Raw genomic sequence first — 22,246 nt, 5'->3', positions numbered from 1 at the left:
CTCTCGAGATGAGAGAAGCGTTTTTTCATATTATCCGATGTGAGTTTTATATTGACTGAATATTTCGTCGATATCCTCTTCAACCAAGTGATAGATTTTCCAATCAAATTCAGTTTTAGCAACATCATCAACCAAGACTGTATAACAGAAATCCATGTAATCTTCATAAAAATCAGAGATGAAGGGGAGGAGTATGTCACTAATGTCAGTTGAATAGAGTTTTTCATCAAGATGTTTAAAGAGATAGTCTGTACCCGTAATCGTTTCATTCTTGAGTTTTTGTGCATCCTCAAGGTTAAATCCATCACTTTGGGGATTCAGAAAATCATGTTTTGCTAGCCAGGCGACGAAGATACTGAGATGAAAAGCAGCTCTTTTACTAATCTCTAGCATATCTGATTTACTTAGTTTTTCTGAAGGGATATTATTTTCTTCACAATAAAATACAAGTGCTTGATCGAAGAAATAATCTGCACGGTCTATGGGAAAGTCTAATTGACTTTCTTCTATCTTTGTCTCAGGCTGTTCAACTACAGTTGATTTTTTCTTAAAAAGGGACTTCAATTTTTTAAACACGTTTATACCTCATATAAAAATATCCCATTATTCAATAATGGGATATGATTATTATTTCATCGTTGGGAACAACAAGACATCACGGATGGTTGTTGTATCAGTGAGAAGCATGCAGAGACGGTCGATACCGATTCCGAGTCCACCTGTTGGTGGCATACCGTATTCGAGGGCTTCAACGTAGTCGTAGTCGATGCCTGTTGCTTCGTCATCACCGAGTTCTTTAGCAGCAGCTTGTGCTTCGAAACGTGACAATTGATCGATTGGGTCGTTCAATTCGGTGAAGGCATTTCCGTACTCTTTTGTCATGATGAAGAGCTCGAAACGGTCAGTGAAGCGTGGATCTTCTGGGTTTTTCTTAGCCAATGGAGACACAGCAACTGGGTGACCGTAAACGAAAGTTGGTTGAATCAATGTTTCTTCAACGAATTCTTCGAAGAAGGCGTTGATGATGTGACCAACTTCAGTGTAGTGTTTTTCAACTGGAACATTCTTTTCTGTAGCGATTGCTTTGGCTTCATCCAAAGTCATATCTTGCCAGAAGTCAACACCAGTGATTTCCTTGATTGCATCAACCATGTGGATGCGTTTGAATGGTTCGTTAATCTTGATTTCAGTTCCTTGGTAGTTGATAGGTCCATCACCTTTAACCGCTTTAGCAGCGTGTTGGATGATACCTTCAGTCAAGTTCATGATATCGTGGAAGTCAGCGTAAGCTTGGTAAACTTCGATAGATGTGAACTCAGGGTTGTGAGTGGCATCCATACCTTCGTTACGGAAGATACGTCCGATTTCGTAAACACGTTCCATACCACCAACGATAAGACGTTTGAGGTGGAGCTCAGTCGCGATACGAAGTACCATGTCGATGTTTTGTGCATTGTGGTGAGTGATGAAAGGTTTAGCAGCAGCACCACCAGCTTCATTGTGAAGAACAGGTGTTTCGACTTCAAGGAAACCTTGAGCATCGAGGTAGCGACGGATTTCAGAAATGATTTTTGAACGTGTGACAAAGCGGTCAAAGCTTTCACGGTTAGAAATCAAATCGAGGTAACGTTTACGGTAGATGGTTTCAACGTCTGAAAGTCCGTGGAATTTCTCAGGCAATGGGCGAAGGGCTTTAGACAAGTGCGTGATATGAGTAGCCTTGATAGAAAGTTCTCCCATATCTGTACGCATAACTTCACCTTCGACGCCGAGGAAGTCACCAAGGTCAGCTTTCTTGAAGATGTCGTAGTTTTCTTCACCGACAGCATCTTTACGTACGTAGATTTGGATTTGACCATCGCGGTCTTGGATGTGGGCGAAGCCAACTTTACCTTTGCCACGTTTAGTCATCAAACGACCTGCGATTGTAGCAGTTTCGTTGATTTCGTGCAATTCTTCTTTTGTTTTGTCAGCGTATTTTTCTTTTAATTGACCAGATGTAGCTGTGCGTTCGAATCGCTTACCAAAAGGATCGATTCCTTGTTCAGCCAAGGCCGCCATTTTTTCACGACGGACAATCTGTTGATCGTTCAATTCTTCCATGTGTTGATTTGACATGTTAGTCCTCCATAAAATAGTCGTAATTATTGTATCATAAATCACCTTCTAAAGATAGGACAAATGATTAAATGTCAGATAAATAAACCTAGGATTTGTCTATTTTTAGGACAAATCGTCAACTAGCATTAACCTTTGATTAGAAAGTTATAGAATTTATTGACAAATATAATAAAAAGAGTGTACAATAGCAAAGTAAGTTTCGTATGATATAAGGAGGAAATACGATGAAAAAGAAAAATTATGTTAGTAAAGCCGTAATGATTGGCGCTTTACTAGCACCTATTGGGATGCCTACGGTATCTGTGTTAGCAGATAGCTTTTATCAAAATCAAACGAGTGCTCACGCTGCTGATATTACAAACTGGATTGCCAGCACACCTGAACAAATTACAAATAATTTGACAACTCAGAATATCAATCCACAGCAGTTAGATGGTCAACAGTACGTGATTCAATGGGGAGATACCTTGTGGGGAATCTCTCAAGCGACTGGAATTTCAATTGAAAAATTAGCCTACGATAACAATATTCAGAATATTGATCTTATCTTTGCAGGTGATGTCCTCATCTTGAAACGTGATGGTGATGTACCAGCAGGTTATCATGTCACTGGTAATGGTTACCGTTGTGCACATTCTAAGATTGTTATCAACAACTACTACGGTGATAACAACCGGGTGATTATCAATAATAGCACTTTTGTCTCTGATGACCATTCTAAGAATACAGTGATCTACGCTCCAGATAATTCTGATAATAGCGTTTCATTCTCAAATAGCACTACTAACAATAATAACGATAAAGACAAAGATACTAAAGAGTCTAAAGATGGCAAGGATTCATCTTCGTCATCATCAGAATCTAAAGATGCTTCATCAAGTTCAACAAGTGGATCATCATCATCTTCTGCATCAAGCTCAACAGCAAGCAGTAGTGAAAGCAAAGCAAGTACAGAAAGTTCTAAGGAAAAAGAATTGACTGATGATGCTTTCCAAGACAAGGTTCAAGAAGAATTCTCAAATATTTATCGACAAAATCGTTCAGGTAATCCTGCATGGAGTTTCTTCTTACATGCAGATGATAAGACTGGTGTAAATGCTACTGCGAAGAAGGACACTGAAAGCAAAGCTCTTTACCTTCAAGGTGAAACACCTAAGGCTCAAGACATTGTAGATGGACCTAAAGATGGTGCCAAAACTGAAGCTAATGCCAAGGCTCTCGCTCAAAAGATTTATGACGCCCTTAACAGAGATAGTAAGATGTCAGATCTTATCAAGTCAAAATATGCCCAAATTCAGGTAAGTTATAAGGGTGATAAGTGGGCTTTCAACGTTGATGTTTACAAAGAAAAAGAAAGTTCATCATCAAGCACTGAAAAATCATCAGAATCTAAGGCGTCATCAAGTGATGATTCTCAAACAGAAACACGCATGAGTTCAAGCTCATCAAGCGTTGAACGCTCTTCATCAAGTTCTTCAAGCCACACTGAAACAGACTCAGAGGCAACTTTCTCTGACCTAACTGGTGACGAATAGAGAGGTGCAAGACATGTCAAAGAGAAATATCATTATTAGTGTTGTTCTTGCTTGTCTCTTGGTTACAGGAGCTGGATTTGGTGCTTTCTATTACTGGGGAACACACCATTTGGATAGTGTTGTACCTGGTAAGGTTTACCAATATTCAAGTACTCTAAACGGTGAGGTCAATAATCGTGTCATGTATGTAGCCTTCCAAGAAGGTGGTAACAAGGCACTTGTGAGTCAAGATCGTACGACAGTGGTTAATGCTGCTAAGAGTCAGACTGACTTTGACAAGGCCTATAATGACCAAACAGCTAAGTGGGAATACAGTGTGACAAAGACAACATTGACTCTTGGTAAAAAAGAGGATGATCAACTGTCACAATGGCAGTACAACAAGGTCTTTGCTTATGGTGACCACTTCACATCAAAAGATTTCTATTACCAGATTGCCAAGGGTGGTCAGGGTGAAGTCAAACAAAAAATGACCTTCAAAGAAATTAAATAAGTGTCTGAATATGACAAGATTCATTAGGTTTGGGACAAAATGTTCCAAACCCTTTTCTATCTTCAAAACACGAATAATCTTTTCTTAAGTGGGGTCGAAAATTGAAATAAGAGGGTAAAAACGGTATAATAAGACTGTTTGGGCAATTGCATTCTGATAAAAAATAGACGAGTAAGATTGCCCCAAGACAGTTGACTTAAAGCTTACTTTTACAAGACTGAAGATTAAATTAGGAGCTGACTAATATTGCAGTTTAGTTATTAGACCTCTTAATTTACCTAAGTCTCTGACAAGAGAATGATATAAGAAAGAACGGACAGATGATTACCTCTATTGTTTTTGACGTTGACGATACTATTTACGACCAACAGGCACCTTATCGTATTGCCATGGAAAAATGTTTCCCTGACTTTGATATGAGTCACATGAATCAAGCCTACATTCGTTTCCGCCACTATTCTGATGTTGGTTTTCCACGTGTAATGGCAGGTGAGTGGACAACCGAGTATTTCCGTTTTTGGCGCTGTAAAGAGACCCTTTTGGAGTTTGGCTATCGTGAAATTGATGAAGAAACGGGTAACCATTTCCAAGAGGTTTACGAGCATGAATTGGAGAATATCACCATGCTTGATGAGATGCGCATGACCCTTGATTTCCTCAAGGAAAAAAATGTTCCTATGGGTATTATTACCAATGGACCAACAGAGCACCAACTTAAGAAGGTCAAGAAGTTGGGACTTTATGATTATGTGGACCCTAAGCGTGTCATCGTCAGTCAGGCGACAGGTTTCCAAAAGCCTGAGAAGGAAATCTTCAACCTCGCAGCTGAGCAATTTGATATGAATCCATCGACGACGCTCTACGTTGGAGATTCTTATGACAATGATGTCATGGGTGCCTTTAATGGTGGCTGGCATTCTATGTGGTTTAACCACCGTGGACGTAGCCTCAAACCAGGTACTAAGCCAGTCTTCGACTTGGAAATCGATAGTTTTGAGCAACTCTTTGGAGCGGTGAAAGTCCTTTTCGACCTTCCAAATAACAAATATATCTTTGATATCAATGATAATGAAAATCCAGTCCTTCAACTAGGTATCAATAATGGTCTTATGATGGCGGCTGAACGTCTTCTTGAGAGCAATATGAGTATTGATAAAGTGGTTATCCTTCTTCGTTTGAATGCGAACCAGGAAAAAATCCTTCGTATGAAATATGGAAGATAAATAGAGCGGCCTCGTATGGCCGTTTTATTTATAGAGAGGGAAGAAATAATGGCGGTGAAGCTCTTAAAGTAATAGGCTTTAAGGGCTTTTTGAGTGCAAAAAAGCGACCCTTGTTCAGGATCGCTTGTCTTATGAAGTCAGTCGATGATTTAGCTGATCTTGTTTTGTTCATCCATATAAGATGTATCATTCCAACATTTGAGAGTGAAGTGCTCGAAATCATTGGTTTCGAGAATAGTGACAGAAGCATTGTCAAGACCTCCTGCCTTACGAAGAAGACCCGGTTCAAAACCAAGGAGGGTACGGATAGAAGCTGTTAGGTTAGCTCCGTGACCAACAATGAGGACATTTTTAGCATCACTATCTTTAAGTGTTTTGACAAATTCGGCCACACGTTTGGTTGTCTGGTAAACAGATTCAGCTTGGAAGTCATTAGCACGGAAGTTGGCTAGGTTATGACGGAAGGCATCCATTTCTTTTGGATAGATGGCCTGAACGAGTGAAATTTTTTGTCCTTCCAGTTTGCCAAGCTGCCATTCACGCAAAGCTTTAGTGTAGGTAACTTTAGCTTTAGGTTTTTGAGACTCCATGATGAGCTCTGTAGTTTTTTTAGCACGTGGTAGGTCACTTGAGAAGACCAAGTCAAAATGAGTGTCACTAAGATAGTGACCTAGCTCACGTACTTGTTCAACAGATTCTTTAAGCAAAGGCGAGTCTCCCTTGGCGCCTTGAAGTCGGCCTTCCAAGTTCCACTCAGTTTTACCGTGACGTACAAAATACAGTTTCATGATTACTCCTTAATATCAGCAAATTCAGCATTAACAAAATCAGCAAGTTCTTGACTATTGATACGGATAGAGCGCCCAATTTCTCCCGCTGAGACAATAAGGAAACCAGCTTCTTGGGCAGACTGATCGATGTAAATAGGGAAATTGTGTTTTTGGCGAATTCCCACTGGGTTGTTGGCTCCGTGAACATAGCCAGTCGTTTTTTGGAGATCCTTTTGTGGAATCATTTGAACTTTCTTGTTCCCTGAAATTTTAGCTAATTTCTTTTCAGACAGGTGCTCGGTGATAGGGACGATGCCGATGACTGGTCCTGTCTTATCTCCCTTAAGGGCGAGGGTTTTATAAATGCTCTCACGTGCCACATCTTCTGGAAGCTCTCCTTCTAAACCATTGAAGGATAAGCTATCATGGTCAATTTTAGCTTTATCAAGAATTTGGTCAACCAAGGTTTTCTTGACTTTGCCTTTCTTAGCCATTGTCATATCTCCTTTTAAAGTTATACATTTCTACCATCCATTATAACACATTCGTCCGAACACGCCTAAACCAATTTGACAAGAAGAAAACCAGTGCCTTAGACACTGGTTTTTACTGACTACTAGATGAACTTGTCGAAGTAGTCTTCTTATTTTTAGTTGGTTTTTGCTTAATCTTACCAAAGAGTTTTTCAAAGGTTTTACGTTTGTTTTTCTCTGGATTGATTTGGTTAAGATCTAGGATGTTGTCGAAACCTGGAAGGCTTCCTTGAGACGTATACTGGTGAAGGTCATAGTCGATTTCAGTGTTTGGTAAAGCCTCGTAATAACCAGAATCGGTACCATAGGCTGGAATCCAAACAGCGTCGAAGTTTTTAGTTGAAACTTCTTGCTCGAGCATGAAATAAGCACCAATATAGAGACCAACATTTTCAGCTCCAAGTCGTTTGAGCTCAGCGAGAAAGGCTTGGACACCTTGCTCCATGTTAGACATGGTTTCCTCTTCGACGTCAATCCAGTAATAAGTCGGTTTGTATGGAGAAGCATTTTTGTAGAAAATACGAGCTTCTTCCTTCATCTCCTTGACAGAAGTACCTTGAGCGTAGGAATAGACGGCAACTGGAACGTCACGTTTTTTGAGTTCTTTAATATGTGTTTTAAAAGATTTGTCGACCCCATTCGAACTAGCGGCATTGCTATCCTTACTAATCAGTGATCCACCGAAGACGCGGACGATAGCACCAGAAATATGATTTGACAAGACATCGTAATCGATATCCTGAGGTAGTTGCCACCCTGAAAGGTCGATAATGGGATTGAGTATCAGCTCCTCGTCGGAACTGCTAGATGTACTACTGGTTGTTGTTTTTGGTGTAGTAGCATAAGGAATAGCAGATTTCACGTTTTGAAGATGCGCCTGTTGTTTGGACGTATTGTGAATATTTGCAATAACTAATGCTAATCCTAAAAGAGCTAGAACCACGTAAACAACGATCGGTTTTATTCTTTTTCTCATTACTCCCATTCTACCTTAAATAGCGCAAAAATGCAAAATAGAATGTTTATAAATTCTGTGAGAGATATTAAAGTGACTGATTTCCAAAAAGCCTTTGTAGTGCTGACTTAGGCACATTTTATGAATAAAGGTGTTTTGAGCTATCCTTGAATTAAGTGAATTTTTCATTTATTAAAGCAAGAAATTTAGCTTAAAAGTCAGTTTCCTCCTTGAAACTAGCGCCACTAGTGGCATCAGACCAGGCGACAAGAGCTTGAGCAGAGTTATCCAGATAGGTCTTGAGAGGTTGCTTCAAATCATAAATGGTTTCCCAAAATCCTAGTACCTTTCCTTCGTTGTCGATAGCAGCTTGGTAGGTTTGGATGAGGACTTGATCAAAACTGTCTGTTGGAATCTGATAACTTCTTTCTTTGGTAGGAGAGGCTAGCACTTCAGACATGATCCAATCAGGCAGATTTTCAGACTCACGGGGGAAGAAACTACCGTCAGCGCCACCATTGTCATAGAGAAAGTTTCCTTGGGCATCATAGGCTGCTAATTTATAGGGCAGGTGATTCAGTAGTGTTTTTAAATCATTCATACTTTCATCATAGCTTCTTTCATGCAAAATGGCAATGCATTGGATTGGAGACAATACTATCGTAGGATAGTATCAGTTTGTCCAAGGATAGTAGTATCTCCTGTAGCAGTATCAGGGTATAATAAAGTAAAAGAAGACTCGAGGTGAAAACATGTCAAAACTTATTTTTTTAGATGTTGATGGGACCTTGGTGGATTATCATAATCGTATTCCAGAGTCAGCAGTTAAAGCAATTCGTCAGGCGCGTGAACAGGGGCATTTGGTCTATGTTTGTACCGGACGTAGCAAGGCAGAAATGCAACCAGAATTATGGGAAATTGGCTTGGATGGGATGATTGGTGGCAATGGCTCTTATGTAGAGCATCATGGCCAAGTCCTCATGCATCAGTTGATTTCCAAGGAAGATGCTGCTAAGATTGTGGATTGGCTAACAGAACGCCATCTGGTCTTTTATCTGGAGAGCAATAATGGTCTATTTGCTAGTCCGGATTTTCGGGAGCGGGCACGTGAGACACTTAAGACTTATGCCATTCAAAAGGGGCAGTCAGAAGGGTCTGTCGCTGGTAAGGAACCAGAAGATTTTCTTCATGGCCTTCAGTATGGTGGGGAACTCTACCGTGATGACCTAAACAAGGTCAGTTTCGTTTTAGAATCCTATCAGGATCACCTAGATTCAAAAGAAGCTTTTTCACAGCTTGAAGCCCATACTTGGGGAGGTCGAGGTGAAACAGCCTTGTTTGGTGATCTAGGTGTTAAGGATATTAACAAGGCCCATGCCATCGATGTCCTTTTGGAACATTTGGGGGCTGAGCGTTCGGAAACCATTGCTTTTGGCGATGCCAAGATTGATATCCCTATGTTGGAATACTGTGAGGTCGGGGTTGCCATGGGAAATGGTGGGCCGGAAATCTTAGCTATGGCAGACCTAATCACAGACGATGTTGAAGCTGATGGCCTCTATAAGGCTTTTGAGAAATTGGGTTTATTGCAATAGAAAAAACTGAGTTTCTTTTGGAGCTCAGTTTGTGTTTTATGCTGGTTTACGACCGATAAATTTTTTCAAGAGGTACAAGAGATAGCCAACAGCGATATACCCGACACTGATGACCAGGACGTTTACCAAGACCTTGTTCCAACCAAATTTATTAACATTGATAAAGAAGTAGGCGAAGGGGCTATCTTTGGCACCTGGAATTGGGAGTTTTAGCACCAAGCCATTTAGAAGGGCAAAGGCAAAGTAAGACAGAGGGACCACGGACCAGTAAATTGGCTCACGTAGACGGTAGGCTTTCTTAGCATCGAAAATAAGGGTATCAAGCACCAACCCCCAAGGGACAATATAGTGGACCAAGAAGTTGCGGAGGGTCCAGAATTTCTCAGGTTCCGTAATAGGTGCCAAGAGGATATGATAGATGACTCCAGTGATGAGGATAGCCATGGTTACACCACCCTTGTAACGCAAGAGTTTGGTGTTGGTTGTCGCGTTCCCTTTTTTGAAGTCATAGATGATAAAGAAAATCAAACTAGAAAAGACAAGGATATTGGACAAAACAGTGTAATAGAGTAACATGCCCCAACCATCATCATGGATTTGGATAGAGACTCCTACCAGTCCACAAAGGGCTAGCAAGATACGGTAAAATCGTGAAATAGTCATAAGCTTCCTTTTCCTAATAAATAATCTCTCTTATCATATCACATTTTTCACTAACAATTTATTGAAAATTCTAGTAAAATCAAGGTAAGAAAGACTTTAAGGAGTAATGATGTCCAATTTAATCGATTATCTTGATAAGGTTAAGGATTTGCCTTTCGACCAAGAGCCTCTAAATATCTTGGATAAGGTTTGCATCAATGAAATTGGCTACCTGACTTATGAAAAATGGCTCTCAGCAAGTGATTTGAAGGAAACCATCAATCTACATGACTATGCTGAAGGGAAGGACTTAAATCCAGACTACAGCTTCATGGTGACTAAGGAACGGGTAGATTTGGCTGAAGCCATGGTCAGGTCTAGGCGTTTCGCTGGACTTAATCTAAGTGACTACTGTAGTGTCTTGGACAAGGAAGTGGAAAAGCAGTTTGCGGCTATGATTTTCAGCTTGCCTGAATTTGACTACCAGCAGATTGTCTTACGTGGTACCGATGATAGCGTCATTGGTTGGAAGGAGGATTTTCAGTTGACCTACAGTCGGGAAATTCCAGCCCATCGCTCAGCCATGGCCTTTCTGGAGAAGTACTTGCCAAACCTCAGTGGTCATATCATTGTTTCTGGACACTCCAAGGGTGGTAATCTTGCCCTCTATTCGGCTGTACAGAGTTCGCCTGTCCTGCGTGAGCAAATAGCAGAGCTCTTGCTTCTGGATTCTCCGGGCCTGATGAAGTCCCTCTTAGAGAAGCCTTCTTACCAAGAGTTGAACCCCAAGATGACGGTTATTAGACCTCAAGAATCTGTTGTGGGAGTCATGCTCTACTGGGATAAGGTCGCAAAGCTCGTAGCAGCAGATGGCATAGGCATTGCTCAACACAATGTCTTGCTTTGGCAGGTTGACCTGGAAGCAGGAGATTTTGTTTATGTGGACCAGCCCACAGACCTGAGTCAACGCTTAAAAGAGACCTTCCAAGAATGGATTGAGACCTTGCCTAATCAAGAACTCAAGCAGGTTTGTGACTTGTTCTTTGATACCATTCTTGATTCTGGAATTGAAAGTCTGGATGATATTGGGATTAAAACTCTCCCTAAGCTAGGCCAACTGTTGCAAGAATTTGGCAATCTCTCGGACCAACAAAAGAAGGTCCTGCAGGACGGTTTCAACCAGTTACTCTGGATATTTTGGAAGTCAGGAAATAAGAGATCTAGCCTGCCCAAGCTAGAACTTCCTGATTTTATCAAGAAGTTGAGTGAATTAACCAACAACGATTAGAGACAGCGGAATCATAGAAGTGGAGGATTTTATGTCTAAGAACGTACTTATTACAGGAGCAACATCAGGAATTGGGGAAGCAACGGCGCGTGCCTTTGCCGAAGAGGGAGAAAATCTCATCCTAACAGGTCGCCGTGTGGAGCGCTTAGAAGCTCTAAAAGAAGAGCTCCAAGCAACCTATCCAAATCAAAAAGTTTGGACCTTTTCCCTAGATGTCACAGATATGGCCATGGTCAAGGATGTTTGCCAAGCCATTCTCAAAAGTGTAGGTCAGGTCCATGTCTTGGTCAATAATGCAGGTCTGGCACTAGGTCTAACAGCTTATCAAGACTATGAGGAGTGGGACATGCTGACCATGCTCGATACCAATGTCAAGGGCTTGATGATGGTGACACGTCAGATTTTGCCAAGCATGGTAGCTGCCAATGAGGGTCATATCATCAATATGGGCTCTACGGCGGGCATTTATGCCTACGCAGGTGCTGCCGTTTACTCAGCTACCAAGGCCGCAGTGAAAACTTTCAGCGATGGCTTGCGTATCGATACCATTGCCACAGATATCAAGGTGACGACCATTCAACCTGGTATCGTTGAGACAGACTTCTCTCAAGTTCGCTTTCACGGTGATAAGGATAAGGCAGCCAAAGTTTATCAAGGGTTAGAAGCCCTCCAGGCTCAAGATATTGCGGATGCAGTCCTTTATGTCACTAAGCAACCAAGACGTGTCCAGATTTCAGACATGACCATCATGGCTAACCAACAAGCTACAGGGTTTACGATTTATAGGGGAGAAGACTAGGAGAAGCTTATGAAGAATCACACTAATCCAGCCATCGGCAGTAGCTGGGAAGACTTGCAAACAAAACTCTTTAGCAAGGAAGAGATTGAAGCCAGTTACCAAAGAGTGGAAAAACTCATACAGGAAAAAATGGGTAAATAAATGATAATAACATGACCTTCGGGCCGTGTTTTTTTGTTGGAATTTTCCCAAAACTATGAAAGAACCCGTGAAAATGCTATAATGTAAGGGATTACGACAATATTGAAAGGATAAGCCATGCCACCAGTTACTCCAGAACTTGAGATAGAACGTCAATTAATCGAGCAATTAACCTCTGGGGAGAGTCAGTGGACCTATCGCCCAGACTTAAAAAATGAAGGTCAATTATGGGACAACTTTTTTGAGAAGTTAGCGCAAAATAACGTTGCCCTCCTTGCTGACCATCCCTTGACTGAGCAGGAGAAGCGCCAAATCAAGAACCAGCTTAACTTCATTAACTATTATGAAGCTGCTAAGTGGTTGGCAGGTGAAAATGGTATTGCCAAAGTCGAGGTACAGCGTGAAGATGCTAGCCTTGGGACTATTCGACTTTCTGTCATCTGGCGTGATAATATTGCTGCTGGAAAATCCAGTTACGAGGTGGTTAATCAAGTAGAACGTGACAAGGCCTACCCACAAGATCAGGACCGTCGTTTAGATACGACGCTGATGATTAATGGACTTCCTCTTATCCACATCGAGCTCAAGAGTCCTCGTGTGGCCTTTTTGGATGCCTTTCATCAAATCAAAAAGTATGACCGTGAAGGAAAGTTACGTGGTATCTATTCTGCCCTTCAGATGTTTGTTGTGACTAATAAGGTGGATACACGCTACATCGCAGCTGCACGAGAGGATAAACTCAATAAACAATTCTTGACATCTTGGGTGGATAAAGATAATAAACCCATGACCAGTCTCATGGACTTTGCCCATGAGGTCCTGTCTATTCCACGTGCCCATCAGATGGTGATGCAGTACTCCGTTATTGATGATAGTAAAAAAGCCCTCATCCTCTTACGTCCCTATCAAATCCATGCCATCGAGTCTGTTCAAGATGCCTCTCGTCGTCAGGAATCAGGCTATATCTGGCATACCACGGGTTCTGGTAAGACCCTGACCTCCTACAAGGTGGCTCGCAACCTCTTGCAGATCCCAGCTATCCAAAAGACCATCTTTGTCGTCGACCGTAGGGACCTTGACCAGCAGACGACTTCGTCCTTCCTTTCCTACGCCGCTAATGATGTCGTTGATATTGACGAAACGGACAATACCCACGATTTGGTCAAGCGTTTGGCAGGAAATGATAAGCGTGTGATTGTGACGACTATCCAGAAAATCACGACCATGATGCGCAAGTTCCAAGAAGGTAAATATCAAAAGGATTCGGAAAAAATTAAGGACCTTCGTGTGGCTTTTGTTGTGGATGAATGTCACCGTGCGGTCACGCCTCAGACCCAAAAAGACATCAAAGGCTTTTTCCACAATTCGCTCTGGTATGGCTTTACAGGAACACCGATTTTCAAGGAAAATAAACGCAAGCAATTAGGTGATTTGGCACAAACCACCCACCAACAATATGGCGAACGCCTCCATGAGTATACGGTCAAAGAAGCCATCCATGACGGGGCAGTTCTGGGATTTAAGGTGGACTATCGTAATACCATTATTTCGCCGATTCCTGAAGAAGACCTTCCTGACTCTGTCTATGAAGATAAAGAGCACATGCTAGAAGTCTTGGATGCTATCCTAAACAAAAGTTATCAACAGTTGGGCTTCCCAAATGGTGAGGGCAAGACCTACGAGGCCATCTTAACCGTTAAGTCCATTCCACAGGCTCAGGCCTATTACAATCTGCTCAAGAGTATCAAGGCAGGACAGGAACGTGTCAAGGTGTCAGAGCGGGTTAAGCGCGTGCTACTTGACTTTCCAAAGGTGACAGTCACTTACTCCGTGTCGGAAAATGAAGAAGAGTCTATCGGCTACCAAGAGCACATGAAGCAGGTCATGGATGACTACAATCAGGAGTTCGGTACCCATTTTAATATGGCTGATTTGCGTGGTTTTAACACGGATATCAATAATCGTTTAGCCAGAAAGTTAGACAAATACATTCCTCGTAATGAGCAGTTGGATTTGGTTATCGTCGTTGACCGTCTTTTGACCGGTTTTGATGCCCCATGTCTATCCACACTCTTTATCGACCGTAAACCTATGCGTCCACAGGATTTGATTCAAGCCTTTAGCCGCACCAACCGTATCTTTGACAGTAAAAAGCGTTATGGCCATATCATCACCTTCCAAAGACCAGAGGCTTTTAAAGAGGCTGTGGATAACGCCCTTAAACTCTACTCAAATGGTGGTGAAAATGATGTCATCGCCCCAGATTGGGAAGAGGAAAAAGCCAACCTCATCCAAGCCTGGATAGACTTTCAAGTAAAAGTGGAAGATGTGGAAAACTATGTCATCACGATTGAGCAGGCCACTAGCCCACAACTCCGTCGCATTGCCAAGGCTTACCAAACCTTTGACAAGTATCTGGCATCTATCCGTGTCTATAGTGAATACGATGAAGCGGCTATCTATGCGGAGACAGGCCTATCAGATGAAAAGCTCGAAACCTATCTAGGAATCTATCAAAATATCCTAGCAGAGCTCAAAAGCCGAGCCGAAGACGATGGTGATCATAATCTCTTTGATATCCACTACGAACTGGAATCCGTCCAAGTCGATGAGATTAACTATGCTTACATCCTGACACTGATTCAAAGTATGATTCAGCAGGAAGAGGATAGTCCACAGGCCCTCAGTGACAGGGATATCGAAACGGTTGATAACTACATCCAGAGCCTGGAACGCACCAATCCTAAACTAGCCGAAATCATCCAAAACCTGTGGAAAGAAGTCCAAGCCAATCCTAAAGATTACCAAGGACAATCTATCACTGGTGTCTTAGACACTATGATTGAAGCCATTATTGACGACCATCTCAAACGCTTTGCTAGAAAATGGTATGTCGGACTCGATGAACTTCGTTACTATGTCCAACACTATCGCAAGGGTGCTAAGAAGCAATCTGGAGAAAGCCAGCTCACCAAGAGCCAACGCTACAAAGACTACAAAGCAGAAACAGCTGATGCCCTCAACCCGCTCAGCTACAAAAAACACATCAAAGAAGCCTACACCAAACTCATCGAAGAGGTCATTGAACCATTGAGAGTGGGGAGGTAGAGGAATAACTAAGGAGGAATAAATGAGTTGGACTAGTATATTTGCAGGAGTTGCAGCATTTACTTCAGTTGTTAATGTGTTTGTAACTATTATAAATAATAAAGCTCAAATGAGGGCCCAAATAATAGCAAGTTCTCGGGTTCAATGGATTAAAGAAGTTAGAAATATCTACACAAACTTTTTAAAGTTAAGTACGGAATTTCATAATGAATTACTGTTTCTAAACGAGTTTGATAAAGAAAAGAATTTTGACAAAATATTTAATCTGTTGAGAGGGAATTTGTGGTCAAATTATTATCAATTGATTTCTTATTTTCCTGAAATAGATAGTGATGGAAGAAATATCGAGATTAGAAATACTTTCGAAGAATTAATTATTTATTTAGAAGAAAAATTGGAGTACTCTTATAAGAATACTACTTTTATTGAATTTACACCTAGTTGTAAACAATTGAAACAAGAGAATATATCTGACCAATATAAAGTATTACTAGATTATATTTCTATTGAGTTTTCAAATTATATAAAACAGGAATGGGAAAAGGTCAAGTCAGAGGTAATGTAAACTTTTTGAATTATATAGTCTATTAAGGTGAAAGTATTACACATATTGTGTGATACTTTATTTTTTAAATGTTGTCCCATTATTGTTATTTCTGTCCCTAAGTGATATAATGATAATAGATAATAAAAAGGAGTTTAGTTATGAAAAAGAAACAAGTTATCAACTTAATTAAATACTTTTCAGAAAAAAATGAAATAGGATTTAGAACGGAGGCTTATGAAATTGCAAAGTCCTTTGATAAAAATGGGGACTATCAACTAGCTGAATACATAATGGCACTCCTATCAGATGCAAATACTTTTGTTCCACAAATTAATGAAGAAAATTTTGAATCGTTAAGAAAGGTTTCATTACTAAGTCCTGAGGCATTGCCATTACCAGATTCTATTTCCAAAAATATAATTGGTATTGTGAATGCTGTTCGAAGGAATATTGGTGTTAATAAGTTTTTATTTGAAGGTGCGCCGGGTACTGGTAAAACGGAAACCACAAAACAAATAGCAAGACTTTTGGATCGAGAACTCTATATTGTGGATTTTGAATCAATAGTTGATAGTAAGCTAGGTCAGACGTCAAAGAACATTGCTTCACTTTTCAAGGAAATTAATAGTTTTTCTAAACCAGACAAAGTAGTCGTGCTATTTGATGAAATAGATGCAATTGCTTTGAATAGGTTAGATTCGAATGACTTGAGAGAAATGGGAAGAGCTACCTCGTCTATACTAAAGGGATTGGACTCATTAAATGATGAAATCGTTCTAATTGCTACTACAAATCTATTTGACGTTTTTGATAAGGCTTTAATTAGACGATTTGATGCGGTTATTAATTTTAATAATTATAGTCAAGAAGATTTATTAGAAATATCTGAGGTTCTAATCAGCGATATACTGAGAGATTTTAAACAATCTGGGAAAAATAGTAAATTGTTGAGAAAGGTTATCTCATTGATGAATCCGATTCCTTATCCAGGAGAGCTAAAGAATATTTTAAAAAGTTCAGTGGCTTTTAGCAGTTTAACTGATAAGTATGATTATTTTAGACGGATATTTTCAAATGCATATAAATCTATAGATGAAGTTTCAATTGATGAACTGAAAACACTTGGTTTTACGGTGCGAGAAATTGAAATCTTAAAAGGAATATCAAAAAGCCAGGTTTCAAGAGAATTAAAAGGAGAGTAAGTAATGAACGAATTGTTGCAATTAAAAGGTCGTTTTGAACAAAAATCAAGCAGTAATCGACCTGGTTCTCCAAAATTGTTGGCCAATCAAAAAGTAAGTAGTGAGAAATTATTAAAATTAAAAAAAGAGTTAGGGTCATTAAAAAAATACTGGCTTAAAGTTCCTTATTTTGAAGGAGCCTTAATATCAACAACCTATGTAGATGTTGTGGCAAAAAGTAGAAGGGTGAAGGAGCTTTTTAAAAAAAGTAATAAAGTTCAACCCAATGACTGTATTGTTGGGGCAAAGTTTTTTGAAAGCGATTCTAATAAAAAAAAGCATGTTATTACGTATTATGTAGATTTAGAAGTTTTAGATGAAACAATTAATAAGCTTAATACGGTTGCTTCTATACTTGTAAATGATTTTGATGGTGAAATTTCAACAGAAACATTAAATTCAATAAGTGATAAAAAGATTAGTTACGAACCGAGTGGAATTTCTAAGACTCGATTCTTACAAACTGTTGTAGATGTTAGTTCAATTGAGAATTTTGGAATACCTCAAAATGAACTTGATGAACTGAGCACATCAATAATTAGTATTTTTGATATTAATATACCAACATCAGAACTACTGAAAAGAATTGGTTTAAATGTTCCTGATTATAGAATAATAGATGGAGCAACAATATTATTGACGCCTGATCAGTTAACAATTTTAAATGAAAAAGCTCCTTATCTAATTGCCATGGCTACTACTGATATCTCGAAATTAGACCTCCAAAACTGTGAGTTGTTTAATAGTGAGCAAACTATGTCAATTCCTTCTCCTACTGATGAGCCTGTAGTTGGAGTAATAGATACGATGTTTGACAATAGTGTGTATTTTTCTGAGTGGGTTACATTTCAGGATAAGGTAGATTCAGAAATTCCTATTGAACGATCTGATTATGAACATGGAACGGCAGTATCTTCATTAATAGTTGATGGTTCCTCAATTAATCCAGAATTAGATGATGGTTGTGGTCGTTTTCGAGTAAAACACTTTGGAGTTGCGAGAGGTAGTAAGTTTAGTTCGTTTTCTGTACTTAAGTCAATTAAAGAAATTGTTGCAGAGAATAGAGATATAAAAGTATGGAATTTATCGTTGGGTTCGGCATTGGAAATTCAAAATAACTTTATTTCACCCGAAGCAGCTTTATTAGATGAAATTCAGTTTGAATATGATGTGTTATTTATAGTGGCAGGAACTAATAAAAGAATAAGTGATAAAGATGGAATGAAAATAGGTGCACCAGCGGATTCAATTAATTCTTTAGTTGTGAATGCAGTTGATAAAAATAATAAACCGGCCACATATTCTAGAGAGGGCAATGTTTTATCTTTTTTTAATAAGCCTGATATTTCTTATTACGGTGGAGACAAGAAAGATAAAATGAGAGTTTGTATGCCTAATGGAGAATACTTTGTGTCAGGGACGTCTTTTGCAGCACCTTGGATTACGAGAAAAGCGGCATATTTGATTCATAAAATTGGTTTAAGTAGAGAAGTAGCAAAAGCTTTAATTATTGATTCTGCTATATCTTGGGTTAAACCAAATATTTCCTCTAATTTAATTGGTTATGGTGTAGTACCTCGAAGAATTGAAAATGTACTTAATACAACGGATGACGAGATTAAATTTGTTTTATCAGGTGAGTCTCTCATGTATGATACATATAATTATAACCTTCCGGTTCCTATTGTTGACGAAAAGCATCCTTATATAGCTAAGGCAACATTATGTTATTTTCCTAAGTGTTCTAGAAATCAAGGAGTGGATTATACGAATACAGAATTAGATATTTATTTTGGAAGACTAAACGGAAAGAAAATTGTTACTGTGAATGATAATAAACAAAATGATAATGTAGCTCTACCAGAAAAAGAAGCTAGAGGCATGTATAGAAAGTGGGATAATATTAAGTCTATAGTAGAATATGTAAAAACTAATGGTCGTGCGAAAAAAGCATATGAAAATGGTTTATGGGGATTTAGTCTTAAAACTAAGGAAAGACTTAATAATGGAGATGGAAAGAATCTTAGGTTTGGAATAGTTGTAACATTGAAAGAAATAAAGGGTGTAAATAGGATTTCAGATTTTATAAGTCAATGTTCGATGCGTGGATGGCTCGTCAACAGAATTGATATCAAGACAATGATAGATATCTATAATATTGCTGAAGAAGATATTGATTTTGAAGATTAATATATCAATAGGAATTTTGAAGGAGTTTAGTTAAGGTATGGTTAACAGAAAGATTCCAAAAATTAGATTTAAACATTTTGGTGATGGTTGGAAATCTGATAAATTAGGAAATTTAGGAACAGTTGCCATGAATAAGCGAATTTTTAAGGAGGAAACATCCGAAGTTGGAGAGGTTCCATTTTATAAAATTGGCACTTTTGGTGGTAAACCAGATTCGTTCATAACACGTGACAAATTTGAGGAGTATAAATCAAAATATCCATATCCTAAAATTGGAGATATTTTGATTTCTGCTTCAGGAAGCATCGGTCGAACAGTAGAATATCAAGGGGAAGAGGCATATTTTCAAGATTCAAATATCGTCTGGTTAAAACATGATGGACGAATAGATAATTCTTTTCTCAAACATTTTTACGCCATAGTAAAATGGCAAGGTGTTGAAGGAACAACTATTAAGCGGTTGTACAATAAAAACATTTTAGAAACTCCAATAACTCTTCCAAGTATATCCGAACAATCCGCCATCGGCTCTCTTTTCTGCACCCTCGACGACCTTCTAGCAAGCTACAAGGATAATCTCGCTAACTATCAAGCTCTAAAGGTGACCATGCTTTCCAAGATGTTTCCCAAAGCTGGACAGACAGTCCCTGAGATACGTTTGGATGGATTTGAAGGTGAGTGGGTTGAAAAAAGATTAAAGGACATATCTAAACGTGTGACACGAAAGAATAATGATTTAGTATCAGAAAGAGCCTTAACGATATCGGCTCAATTCGGTTTGATAGATCAGGAGGAATTCTTTCAGAAAAAGATAGCTTCGAAAGATGTAAGTGGATATTATCTTATAAAAAAAGGGGAGTTTGCATATAATAAAAGCTATTCGACAGGTTATCCCTTAGGAGCAATAAAGCGTCTTGATAAGTATGAGAATGGAGTATTATCTACTTTGTACATTCTTTTTAAAGCAGTAGATGTTGATTCGGACTATCTTGCTCATTATTATGAGAGTGATAAGTGGCATCGAGAGGTCTCTATGTGTGCTGCTGAGGGAGCACGAAATCATGGATTATTAAACATTACGCCTGTTGATTTTTTCAACACTAGATTAGTAGTACCTAAAGAACTAGAGGAACAACGTGCAATCGGCTCCTATTTCTCTAATCTCGATAACCTCATCAACTCTCACCAAGAAAAAATTACTCAGCTTGAGAATTTGAAAAAGAAACTCTTGCAGGATATGTTTATATAAAAAGGAGAATAGCCTTATGTCAAAAATAAAATCTAATCGTCTCACTAAAGATGATAAACCAGTTGTAGCCATTTGTTATGATTTTGATAAAACTCTGTCTCCTGATGATATGCAAGCTCAAGGGTTTATCCAGAAGCTAGGTTATGAAATTGGAGATTTTTGGAAAAAGTCAAATAGTTTTGCCTATAATAATGATATGGACCAAAATCTAGCTTATATGTATACTATGAAAACAGAATCTGCAGGAAAAGTTTTATTCACAAAAACTGAACTAGCTAGGTTTGGTTCAGAAGTAGCATTATTCGATGGGGTTGAAGGCTGGTTTGAACGGATCAGAAAGTATGGGGAAGAACGAGGTGTAACTGTTGAGCACTATATTATTTCATCGGGTTTGAAAGAAATGATAGAGGGGACTTCTATTGCTAAAAAAGGAGCTTTTAAGAAAATTTATGCGACTTCTTTTTATTGTGATGAAAATGGGGTTGCAGTCTGGCCAGCTCAAGTAGTGAATTACACCAATAAGACGCAATTCCTATTTCGAATCACCAAAGGTGTTCTGGATGTAAATGACTCTGCAGTCAATGAATTTTTCCCAGAGAGTGATTTACGAGTTCCTTTTAGAAATATGATTTATCTGGGTGATAGTGATACTGATATCCCCTGTATGAAATTAGTTAAAATGCGAGGAGGCTATTCTATCGGTGTATTCAATCCAAAAACTAATGACAGAACTAAAGTTCACAAAATGACTCGTGATAGTCGTATTGATTATTTTGTGCCAGCAGATTATTCAGAAGGAACAGAACTTGATAATTTAATCAAGACAATTATTGATAAAACAGTATTTAATGAAAAATTAGAAACTAAGAAAAATGCTGATAAGGTTGAAGCAGGCACAAGAAAGCTTAAAAGAAAGAAAAAATAGACTAAAATTTCATTTTTAAATTTCTAAGTTATAAAAAAAACTCTTACAAGATATGTTTATCTAACCTTCAAAAAAGATCCTTATCAGCATTCCTCAGCACATCCTTTTTCGAATAGTATAAGTGAGTCCCTTTGAAACTTTCAAAGGGTGCTCCTTAGTTCTTAATAGCTTAAAAGTATTTACTTTTAATAACTTTGGAGTTATAATTAATTCGAAAAGAGGTTGCTTTGTGCACGCTATTTATTTTTATAAGGACAAACAAGGGAATCAACCGGTCTTGGACTACATGAGGGAGTTAGCTCGTCGCGATAATAAGGACTGCCGGTTCAAACTCAACAAGCTCAACGACTATATTGAACTTTTGAGCCAGCATGGAACTCGTGCTGGCCACCCCTATATCAAGCATCTGGATGCGGAGATTTGGGAGTTGAGGCCCTTGCGGAATCGGATTTTATTCGTGGCTTGGTTGGATGGGAGCTTTGTCTTACTGCATCATTTTGTCAAAAAGACGCAAAAGACGCCCAGACGAGAGATCGAGAAAGCCAAGCGGGAGTTGCAAGATTTGAAAGAAAGAGGGCTAAGAGATGAACAATAGTGCCATCGGAAGCAATTGGAAGGATGTGAGAGCAGAGCTCTTCACTAAGGAAGAAATCCTGGAAAGTGATCTGCGGGTCGCGATTATGACTGAGCTGATCGAGGCTCGGCATGAAAAGGGCATTAGCCAAAAGAAACTAGAAGAACTAAGTGGGGTCAGTCAACCGGTCATCGCTCGGATGGAGACAGGAAAGACCAGTCCTCAATTGGACACGGTTTTGAAAGTCTTAGCTAGTCTGGGCAAGACCCTCGCTGTCGTCCCACTGGAACAAGAAAAGGTCTAAAAGAAATCAGAAA

Annotated in this window: 21 protein-coding genes and 1 pseudogene; 15 read left to right on the top strand and 7 right to left on the bottom strand. The window is 39.2% G+C overall.

Translation table 11 applies throughout. From position 1 onward, the window contains the following. Window positions 1-30 precede the first annotated feature (30 nt). On the bottom strand, window positions 31-576 hold the full coding sequence (locus tag H7T93_RS00960; RefSeq protein ID WP_201041583.1) for a hypothetical protein: 546 nt from the start codon (window positions 574-576) through the stop codon (window positions 31-33). Window positions 577-627: 51 nt separating this feature from the next. Then, window positions 628-2,118 carry a lysine--tRNA ligase gene (gene lysS, locus H7T93_RS00955; RefSeq protein ID WP_201041582.1) on the bottom strand — a complete coding sequence of 497 codons (1,491 nt, stop codon included), beginning with the start codon at window positions 2,116-2,118 and terminating at the stop codon, window positions 628-630. Between the two features lie 227 nt (window positions 2,119-2,345). Here lysS and H7T93_RS00950 point away from each other — a divergent pair, with 227 nt between their 5' ends. The 3 genes from H7T93_RS00950 to H7T93_RS00940 all read left to right on the top strand — a co-directional run bounded on the left by H7T93_RS00950 (window position 2,346) and on the right by H7T93_RS00940 (window position 5,372). Continuing rightward, the gene (locus H7T93_RS00950; protein WP_201041581.1) at window positions 2,346-3,656 is read left to right on the top strand and encodes a LysM peptidoglycan-binding domain-containing protein; all 1,311 of its coding nucleotides are present in this window, start codon (window positions 2,346-2,348) and stop codon (window positions 3,654-3,656) included. A gap of 13 nt (window positions 3,657-3,669) precedes the next feature. Beyond that, window positions 3,670-4,149, top strand: coding sequence for a hypothetical protein (locus tag H7T93_RS00945; RefSeq protein ID WP_002885961.1), 480 nt, complete (start codon window positions 3,670-3,672; stop codon window positions 4,147-4,149). Window positions 4,150-4,469: 320 nt separating this feature from the next. After that, complete coding sequence (locus tag H7T93_RS00940) at window positions 4,470-5,372, top strand: HAD family hydrolase (protein ID WP_002890593.1); 903 nt, start codon at window positions 4,470-4,472, stop codon at window positions 5,370-5,372. 149 nt (window positions 5,373-5,521) lie between these two features. Here H7T93_RS00940 and H7T93_RS00935 read toward each other — a convergent pair whose 3' ends face one another. From H7T93_RS00935 to H7T93_RS00920, 4 genes are all read right to left on the bottom strand, one after another. Then, the gene (locus H7T93_RS00935; protein WP_014634220.1) at window positions 5,522-6,160 is read right to left on the bottom strand and encodes a histidine phosphatase family protein; all 639 of its coding nucleotides are present in this window, start codon (window positions 6,158-6,160) and stop codon (window positions 5,522-5,524) included. Between the two features lie 2 nt (window positions 6,161-6,162). Next, window positions 6,163-6,636: an aminoacyl-tRNA deacylase gene (locus tag H7T93_RS00930; RefSeq protein WP_014634221.1), complete on the bottom strand. Its 474-nt coding sequence runs from the start codon at window positions 6,634-6,636 to the stop codon at window positions 6,163-6,165. Between the two features lie 112 nt (window positions 6,637-6,748). Further along, a complete protein-coding gene (locus H7T93_RS00925) occupies window positions 6,749-7,651 on the bottom strand; it encodes a glycoside hydrolase family 25 protein (RefSeq protein WP_037600402.1) in 903 nt (300 codons plus the stop codon). A 190-nt stretch (window positions 7,652-7,841) separates the two neighbouring features. Further along, window positions 7,842-8,231, bottom strand: a complete 390-nt coding sequence (locus tag H7T93_RS00920) for a hypothetical protein (RefSeq protein ID WP_021144402.1) — start codon at window positions 8,229-8,231, stop codon at window positions 7,842-7,844. 151 nt (window positions 8,232-8,382) lie between these two features. Here H7T93_RS00920 and H7T93_RS00915 point away from each other — a divergent pair, with 151 nt between their 5' ends. After that, window positions 8,383-9,225 carry a Cof-type HAD-IIB family hydrolase gene (locus H7T93_RS00915; RefSeq protein ID WP_021144401.1) on the top strand — a complete coding sequence of 281 codons (843 nt, stop codon included), beginning with the start codon at window positions 8,383-8,385 and terminating at the stop codon, window positions 9,223-9,225. Between the two features lie 36 nt (window positions 9,226-9,261). Here the strand turns inward: H7T93_RS00915 and H7T93_RS00910 are convergent, their stop codons facing one another. Next, on the bottom strand, window positions 9,262-9,888 hold the full coding sequence (locus tag H7T93_RS00910; RefSeq protein WP_201041580.1) for a Pr6Pr family membrane protein: 627 nt from the start codon (window positions 9,886-9,888) through the stop codon (window positions 9,262-9,264). Between the two features lie 109 nt (window positions 9,889-9,997). On the opposite strand from H7T93_RS00910, the gene H7T93_RS00905 reads away from it, so the two are divergent. The 11 genes and pseudogenes from H7T93_RS00905 to H7T93_RS00860 all read left to right on the top strand — a co-directional run bounded on the left by H7T93_RS00905 (window position 9,998) and on the right by H7T93_RS00860 (window position 22,233). Beyond that, window positions 9,998-11,155, top strand: a complete 1,158-nt coding sequence (locus H7T93_RS00905) for an Mbeg1-like protein (protein WP_195519903.1) — start codon at window positions 9,998-10,000, stop codon at window positions 11,153-11,155. 31 nt (window positions 11,156-11,186) lie between these two features. Then, on the top strand, window positions 11,187-11,954 hold the full coding sequence (locus H7T93_RS00900; RefSeq protein WP_195519904.1) for an SDR family NAD(P)-dependent oxidoreductase: 768 nt from the start codon (window positions 11,187-11,189) through the stop codon (window positions 11,952-11,954). A 9-nt stretch (window positions 11,955-11,963) separates the two neighbouring features. Further along, window positions 11,964-12,095, top strand: a complete 132-nt coding sequence (locus H7T93_RS09915; protein ID WP_013990816.1) for a hypothetical protein — start codon at window positions 11,964-11,966, stop codon at window positions 12,093-12,095. Window positions 12,096-12,212: 117 nt separating this feature from the next. After that, window positions 12,213-15,203, top strand: coding sequence for a type I restriction endonuclease subunit R (locus H7T93_RS00895; protein ID WP_201041579.1), 2,991 nt, complete (start codon window positions 12,213-12,215; stop codon window positions 15,201-15,203). Window positions 15,204-15,225: 22 nt separating this feature from the next. Next, window positions 15,226-15,768 (top strand): hypothetical protein, encoded by a 543-nt coding sequence (locus H7T93_RS00890; RefSeq protein WP_195519906.1) that lies wholly within the window; start codon window positions 15,226-15,228, stop codon window positions 15,766-15,768. Window positions 15,769-15,908: 140 nt separating this feature from the next. Then, entirely contained in the window at window positions 15,909-16,952 is a 1,044-nt protein-coding gene (locus H7T93_RS00885) for an ATP-binding protein (protein ID WP_195519907.1), read from the top strand. Between the two features lie 3 nt (window positions 16,953-16,955). Continuing rightward, a complete protein-coding gene (locus H7T93_RS00880; RefSeq protein ID WP_195519908.1) occupies window positions 16,956-19,181 on the top strand; it encodes a S8 family peptidase in 2,226 nt (741 codons plus the stop codon). A 37-nt stretch (window positions 19,182-19,218) separates the two neighbouring features. Continuing rightward, a complete protein-coding gene (locus tag H7T93_RS00875) occupies window positions 19,219-20,430 on the top strand; it encodes a restriction endonuclease subunit S (protein ID WP_195519909.1) in 1,212 nt (403 codons plus the stop codon). 16 nt (window positions 20,431-20,446) lie between these two features. Then, window positions 20,447-21,322, top strand: a pseudogene (locus H7T93_RS00870) (HAD family hydrolase); the annotation flags it as partial. 262 nt (window positions 21,323-21,584) lie between these two features. Further along, the gene (locus H7T93_RS00865; RefSeq protein WP_195519911.1) at window positions 21,585-21,950 is read left to right on the top strand and encodes a type II toxin-antitoxin system RelE/ParE family toxin; all 366 of its coding nucleotides are present in this window, start codon (window positions 21,585-21,587) and stop codon (window positions 21,948-21,950) included. Then, on the top strand, window positions 21,940-22,233 hold the full coding sequence (locus H7T93_RS00860) for a helix-turn-helix domain-containing protein (RefSeq protein ID WP_004182751.1): 294 nt from the start codon (window positions 21,940-21,942) through the stop codon (window positions 22,231-22,233). The genes H7T93_RS00865 and H7T93_RS00860 overlap by 11 nt, the downstream gene beginning before the upstream one ends. Window positions 22,234-22,246: the final 13 nt, after the last annotated feature.

Source organism: Streptococcus sp. 9.1, from assembly GCF_016648815.1.
GTDB lineage: Bacteria > Bacillota > Bacilli > Lactobacillales > Streptococcaceae > Streptococcus > Streptococcus salivarius_E.
This window is presented reverse-complemented; position numbering and strand designations above follow the sequence as displayed.